The sequence below is a fragment of the Streptomyces niveus genome, from assembly GCF_001723055.1.
GTDB classification, from domain to species: Bacteria; Actinomycetota; Actinomycetes; order Streptomycetales; family Streptomycetaceae; genus Streptomyces; species Streptomyces niveus.
In genome coordinates, this window is sequence record NZ_MDCR01000033.1 from 1 (window position 1) to 6128 (window position 6128).

Genomic DNA, 6128 nt, shown 5'->3' on the forward strand with positions numbered 1-6128 from the left:
CAACGCAGGGGGCACCTCCCGTGCCCGAAGGGTTACGGGGGAGAGCGTGCGTGCCAGGCGTCGTGAGCCAGACGGGACTTCGCGGACACGCCCTAGCCCCGGTGGGCCGTCGCCGCCGTCGACGCGTGGCGGTCCAGGAACCCGCCCACCTCCGCCGTACGCCGCCTCGGCAGCAGCACCCGCACCATGGCCGCGAGCATGCCCTGGATCCGGGACGACTGGACCTCGTCCATCAGGTCGAGCACCTGGTGACCCGCCGCCGCGGCCTCGTCCGCGAAGCCCGCGCGTGCCAGGTCCGTGGCCAACTCCGCCCGGTACAGCGCGAGATTGCGGGTGAAGTGCGGGTCCTGGAGGACCGTGGCGCGGTACGCGTGCCTGGCCGCCGTCGACCAGTCGCCCAGCGCCGCGCGGCACTGCGCCTCCAGCGCCTCCAGCTCGGGCTCGCCGAAGAAGGACATCCACTCGGGGTCGTTGTCCGACGTACCGCGCTCGAAGAACGTGTGCGCCTGGCCGAGGGACTGCTCGCAGCCCCTACGGTCCCCGAGCCCGGCCCAGCCGCCCGCCTCGCGCAGCGCGAGGAGCGACAGCAGCCGCGGTGACGCGAGGTCGTGTGCCGCGCGCCGGCCGGCCTGCGCCGCGCGTACCGCCTCGCGGTGCCTGCCCGCGTCCCGCGCCAGGAACGAGGTGTTGCAGAACGCGTGCGCCTCAAGTCCCGCGTCACCGGCCACCCGTGCGGTCGCCAGCGCCTCCGCGTAATGCGACCGCGCGTCGTCGAAGCGGCCCGAGTCGTGCGCCAGCCAGCCCACCGAGATGGCCAGTTCGCCCGCGCTCGCGTGCAGCCGGTCGGCGGTCGCGCCGTGGGACGCGGTGCCCGCGTCGAGGAGCGCGTACGCGGTCCGCAGCGGCTGCGCCGCCCGCCGGTACAGGCCGTCCGCGCCGTGCCGGTCGTCCAGCAGCCGGATACGGCGTACCGCCTCCTCCAGGGCGGCCACCTCGGCCTCGCCCACCCGCCGGGGTCCCGGCACGGCGGCGGCGGGCGCGGCGCCGATGCCGAGGCCGAGTGTGGCCGCCGCCATCGAGGCCGTGCCGTTCGTCATGAATGCGCGACGCCGCACGTCGCTCTCCTTGCTGATGTCACCGGTTTCGCTGCACATCGGGGTCGGGTTCGTGACAGGGGCCGGCGCCGGCGGGGGACCGGCGTCGGCCGGGGCTCTGGACGCCCTGCCGCGTACGCTCTCGCGGGTCGAGAAGCCCAGGTCGGCCAGGGTGAGGCCGGGGAACATATGGAGGAAGACACGCTCGTAGGCGTAGTTGGGACAGCGGATCTCGCCGGCCTCCACCCGTCCGATATAACGTGCGTCGCACGCGACTTGTTCACCGATCTCCCGCGCGGACCTGCGGACGGCCGCCGCGAACTCGCCCGGTGAGCGACGGCCGCGCAGCCGGCGGAAGGTGAGATTGGGAACTGCCCGGGTCGACACCATGGCCGAGACCTCTCTGGGAACACCGTGTTCGTGCGTGCCGGTTCACCTGGTGAGCGGGGTCCGGCGCGTGGGCTCCGGCGTCCAAGAAGGTACCTGTTGTGACGAGTTGGCTACACAGGGTTTGGCTACAAACCGGATATCTCACCCACGATCCGCCATGAAATGCCATCCTTTGCGGCGGACTCCCGCCGTAGCCGTTGACGCCGCCGCGCGTTGAACCATGCGGAGACGCGCCACGTGTCTCCACTCGGCGAGCAGGGGCTCCCTTCTTGGAGTTGGAGGTCGGTATGAAGACCAGCGACGGCTCATGGACGACTGCGCGGCACAAGCCCACGGCCGAGGCGGGCCAGCCGCCGCCCGCCGACGCCTTCGAAGGGGCCCACGCCGTGCCCTGCGACCTGGTGACCGTGCCGGCCCGCCAGGGGCTGGAGGCCGTCGACATCCTGCGCCGTGGTGCGGGCGAGGCTCCGCCGGTGGGGCCCGTACTCCTCGACGACAACTGCGCCAACCTCGGGTTCCTGGTGCCGCCCGGCACGGCGGCTGCCTGGGACCTGCCCGGCAGCGCGTGTACGGAGACGGCCGGGCGGGGGCTCCGTGTCCCGGCCGAGCCGCCCGTCCCCGGTGGCGGCTGGCTGCTGCCGCCGGACTCCGGCACCGGCGAGGTCACCGACCTCACGGACCCGGCGGTGCTGCGGGAGGCCCTGGGTGAGGCGGCCCGGCTGATCGAGGCGGCGGACGGCCACCGGTAGGGCAGGTCATCCCCGCCGGGCCCGCACGCGCGCCGGTGCACGCCGCCGGGCGATAATGGACCGGTGGCGAAGAATCCGGCGGCGAAGAGCAGGCGACGTGGCCGGGGCGCCGCCGGGCCCGAGACCGTCACCCAGCCCGTCGACGGTGGCCTCGCCGAGTTGGTGCCCGACCGCGAGCACTCCCGCGCCTGGACGCTGCTGATCGACGGCGCCCCGCAGTCCCATGTCGACCTCGCGGCCCCGGACCGGCTGGCCTTCTCCTACCAGCGCAGACTCGGCCACTTCGCCGACCTCGTCGCGCCCGGGGGCCGCCCGCTGCACGTGGTGCACCTCGGCGGCGGCGCCTTCACCCTCGCCCGTTACGTCGCGGCGACCCGCCCCCGGTCCACCCAGCAGATCGTGGAGCTGGACGCACAGCTGGTCCAACTCGTCCGCAGGGAACTGCCGCTGGATCCGGGCGCCCGGATCCGGGTCCGCTCCACCGACGCGCGGGCCGGACTCGCCAAGGTGCCGGACGACTGGGCGGACCTGGTGATCACGGACGTGTTCGACGGGGCGCGCACCCCGGCGCATCTCACCAGCGCCGAATTCCTCGCCGACGTACGGCGCGTGCTCAAGGCGGGCGGCGGTTACGCGGCCAACCTGGCAGACGGGCCGCCACTCGCGCATCTGCGGTCCCAGATCGCCACGGCCGCCACCGTCTTCCCGGAGCTGGCGCTCGCCGCCGACCCCGCCGTACTGCGCGGCCGGCGCTTCGGCAACGCCGTACTCCTCGCCTCCGACCGTGAGCTGCCGGTCGCCGAGCTGACGCGCCGGGTCGCGAGCGATCCGCATCCGGGGCGGGTCGAACACGGGCGCTCCCTCACGGACTTCACGGGCGGCGCGGCGCCCGTCACCGACGCGGACGCCAAGCCCTCTCCCGTACCTCCGGCCGGTTCCTTCGACTGAACTCCCCTGCCGGGGAGGGGACTCACCGCTCGTCGACCTGCACCCGGGGCGCCGAGTCGTGCCAGGTGCAGAAGACCGAGATCTCCCGGTCGTCCCGTGTGAACGTCACCCGGATCCAGAAGTCCTGCTTCCACACCTGCATCTGCCAGCCGGCCTCCGGCGTCGCCGAGACCAACTCGGCCGACCGGCTGCCCAGATCGAGGACGACCCGTCCGCCGTCGACCGGATAGCTGCGCACATCGCCGTCCCCGGCGGGGGCCTTGCCCGCGTCCGCCGGCGGTGGGTCCTTCTCGGGCGGCTTCGCCGACGGGGTCCGGGGCGGTGTGCCGGCCGGGGACGTGGACGGCTCCGGGGGCGCGGTGGCCGACGCAGACGGAGACGGCGAGGGCGACGGCGGCGGGCGGTTCGTGGAGGAGGACTGCGGGCGGGCGCGCTGCGTCGTCGCGTTCTCCCCGGTGATCGGCAGCGCGCGCGGCCGGTCGTACACCGTGCCCACCACCACCGTGTGGACGCCCCACCAGGTCAGCGTGACCGCCGCCCCGGTCGCCAGCGTCCACGCCATGGCATGTACGAGTCCTCTGCGCATCGGGGCCATACTGCACCACCCGCCCCGCGCGTGTCCCCCGATGGCGTACGGTGCCGCCCATGCCAAGTGTGCTCGTGGTCGAGGACGACCAGTTCGTACGCTCCGCCCTCATCAGGCACTTGACCGACGCGTCCCACACCGTACGCAGCGTCGGCACCGCGCTGGAGGCGCTGCGCGAGGTCGCCCATTTCCGGTTCGACGTGGTCATCCTCGATCTCGGACTGCCCGATCTCGACGGATCGGAGGCGCTGAAGATGCTGCGCGGGATCACCGACGTGCCGGTCATCATCGCCACCGCGCGCGACGACGAGGCGGAGATCGTACGGCTGTTGAACGACGGCGCCGACGACTACCTCACCAAACCGTTCTCGGTGGAACACCTCTCCGCCCGGATGGCCGCCGTGCTCCGCCGCTCGCGCGCCACCGCCGACGACCCGCCCTCGCGCGTGATGCGGGTCGGCGGCCTCGCCATCGACGCGCTGCGCAGGCAGGCCGAACTCGACGGTGTGCGGCTCGATCTGACGCGACGTGAGTTCGATCTGCTCGCCTTTCTCGCCGGGCGGCCCGGAGTTGTCGTCGGACGCAAGGAGCTGCTCGCCGAGGTGTGGCAGCAGTCGTACGGCGACGACCAGACCATCGACGTCCATCTGTCGTGGTTGCGACGGAAGTTGGGCGAGACGGCGGCCCGGCCCCGCTATCTGCACACCCTGCGCGGCGTCGGCGTGAAACTGGAGCCGCCGGCGCCACTGACCCCCGCGCCCGGCCCCGGCGTCCACGAGCCCTTGTCATGAGATGGGCGCTCGTCAGGGTCTCGCTGGCGGTGACCGCGATGGTCGTGCTCGCCTTCGCCGTACCGCTCGGGCTCGTCGTCAAGGAGATGGCCAAGGACCGGGCGTTCTCCAACGCCGAACGGCAGGCGGCGACCCTCGGTCCCGTGCTCTCCATCGCCCAGGGCCGCGAACAGCTGGAGTGGGCCGTCGAGTCCAGCCCCATCGGCGACACGGGACACCTGGCCGTCCATGTACCGGCCTCCGGCGAGCCGGGCAGCGTCCCCATGGAGATCGGCACCCGCCGGGCCGCACAGCGGGACCTGCTGGCCACCGAGCGGCTGGGCAGGGCGTCCATCGCCGAGGTCAGCGGCGGCTCCGCGCTCCTCCAGCCGATAGCGATCTCCACCGGGAAGATCGCCATCATCGAGGTGTTCGTCCCCGAGGACGAGGTGCTGGGCGGCGTCACCACCGCCTGGCTGGTCCTGGCGGGCGTCGGTGTCGCGCTGATCGTGGGCTCGGTCGCCGTGGCCGACCGCCTCGGCGTACGGATGGTCCGCCCCGCCCAGCGGCTCGCGGGCGCCGCCCACGACCTCGGCGAGGGCCGGCTCGGCGCCCGGGTCCCGGAGAAGGGCCCCACCGAGCTGCGGTCGGCGGCCATCGCCTTCAACTCTATGGCCGACCAGGTCGTCCAACTCCTCGCCAACGAACGGGAACTGGCCGCCGACCTCTCCCACCGGCTGCGCACCCCGCTCACCGTGCTGCGCCTCAACGCCGCCTCGCTGGGCGAGAGTCCGGCCGCCGACCAGACCCGCGCGGCCGTCGCCCAGCTGGAGCGCGAGGTCGACACCATCATCCGTACGGCCCGCAAGGCCAAGCCGCAGACCCGTGCGACGGCCCCCGGCGTGGGCTGCGACGTCTCCGAGGTCATCCGCGCCCGCATGGGCTTCTGGTCGGCGCTGGCCGAGGACGAGGGCCGCGAGGTACGACTGGCCGGGGTCGGCCGCCCGGTGCGCATACCGGTCGCCAGGCCCGAACTGGCCGCCGCTCTCGACGCGTTGCTCGGCAACGTCTTCCGGCACACCCCGGAGGGCACCGCATTCGCCGTCGACGTCCACCACGCCGAGGACGCCGTGATCGTCCTGGTCTCGGACGCGGGCCCCGGCATCGCGGACCCCGAGGCGGCCCTCGTACGCGGCAACAGCGGCGCCGGCGACGGCTCGACTGGGCTCGGGCTCGACATCGTGCGCCGGGTCGCCGAGTCGACGGGCGGAGACGTACGCATCGGGCGCTCCGTGCTCGGCGGCACGGAGGTACGGATCTGGATCGGGCTCGACGGCCGGCGCGCCACCCGGCCCGCCGGGGAACGCCGGGGCCACCGGCTGCGGCGCCGGCGCTCCGAGCATTGAGGAGCTCCGAGCATTAATCCGCGCCCAATGGTTCCTTAAGGGGGCCTCAAGAACATCAACACCCGCCCGCTATCGGCGACTTGTCCGGATCGGGGCGGCTAGCGTACGTACGGCTGAGCGCATCGACCGCACGGCTGCCGTCCCCCACCGGCCGCCACCCCGCCCGCGTCCCGGCCGGGTGGGGG

Annotated in this window: 6 protein-coding genes; 4 read left to right on the plus strand and 2 right to left on the minus strand. The window is 73.5% G+C overall.

The window, feature by feature from the left end; all coding sequences use genetic code 11:
- Positions 1-92: 92 nt before the first annotated feature.
- On the minus strand, positions 93-1484 hold the full coding sequence (locus tag BHU15_RS04705; RefSeq protein ID WP_069626002.1) for an NsdA family TPR-like regulatory protein: 1392 nt from the start codon (positions 1482-1484) through the stop codon (positions 93-95).
- Between the two features lie 287 nt (positions 1485-1771).
- Between BHU15_RS04705 and BHU15_RS04710 the strand changes: the two genes are divergently transcribed.
- Both BHU15_RS04710 and BHU15_RS04715 read left to right on the plus strand, forming a co-directional pair.
- Positions 1772-2233 (plus strand): hypothetical protein, encoded by a 462-nt coding sequence (locus BHU15_RS04710; RefSeq protein ID WP_171908312.1) that lies wholly within the window; start codon positions 1772-1774, stop codon positions 2231-2233.
- Positions 2234-2296: 63 nt separating this feature from the next.
- Positions 2297-3181, plus strand: a complete 885-nt coding sequence (locus BHU15_RS04715) for a spermidine synthase (protein WP_107422785.1) — start codon at positions 2297-2299, stop codon at positions 3179-3181.
- A gap of 22 nt (positions 3182-3203) precedes the next feature.
- Here BHU15_RS04715 and BHU15_RS39990 read toward each other — a convergent pair whose 3' ends face one another.
- Entirely contained in the window at positions 3204-3776 is a 573-nt protein-coding gene (locus BHU15_RS39990; protein ID WP_069626003.1) for a hypothetical protein, read from the minus strand.
- A gap of 50 nt (positions 3777-3826) precedes the next feature.
- On the opposite strand from BHU15_RS39990, the gene BHU15_RS04725 reads away from it, so the two are divergent.
- Together BHU15_RS04725 and BHU15_RS04730 are read left to right on the plus strand one after the other, a co-directional pair.
- On the plus strand, positions 3827-4558 hold the full coding sequence (locus BHU15_RS04725; RefSeq protein ID WP_079127897.1) for a response regulator transcription factor: 732 nt from the start codon (positions 3827-3829) through the stop codon (positions 4556-4558).
- The gene (locus BHU15_RS04730) at positions 4555-5943 is read left to right on the plus strand and encodes a sensor histidine kinase (protein ID WP_069626005.1); all 1389 of its coding nucleotides are present in this window, start codon (positions 4555-4557) and stop codon (positions 5941-5943) included. Before BHU15_RS04725 ends, BHU15_RS04730 begins: the two co-directional genes overlap by 4 nt.
- Positions 5944-6128 lie beyond the last annotated feature (185 nt).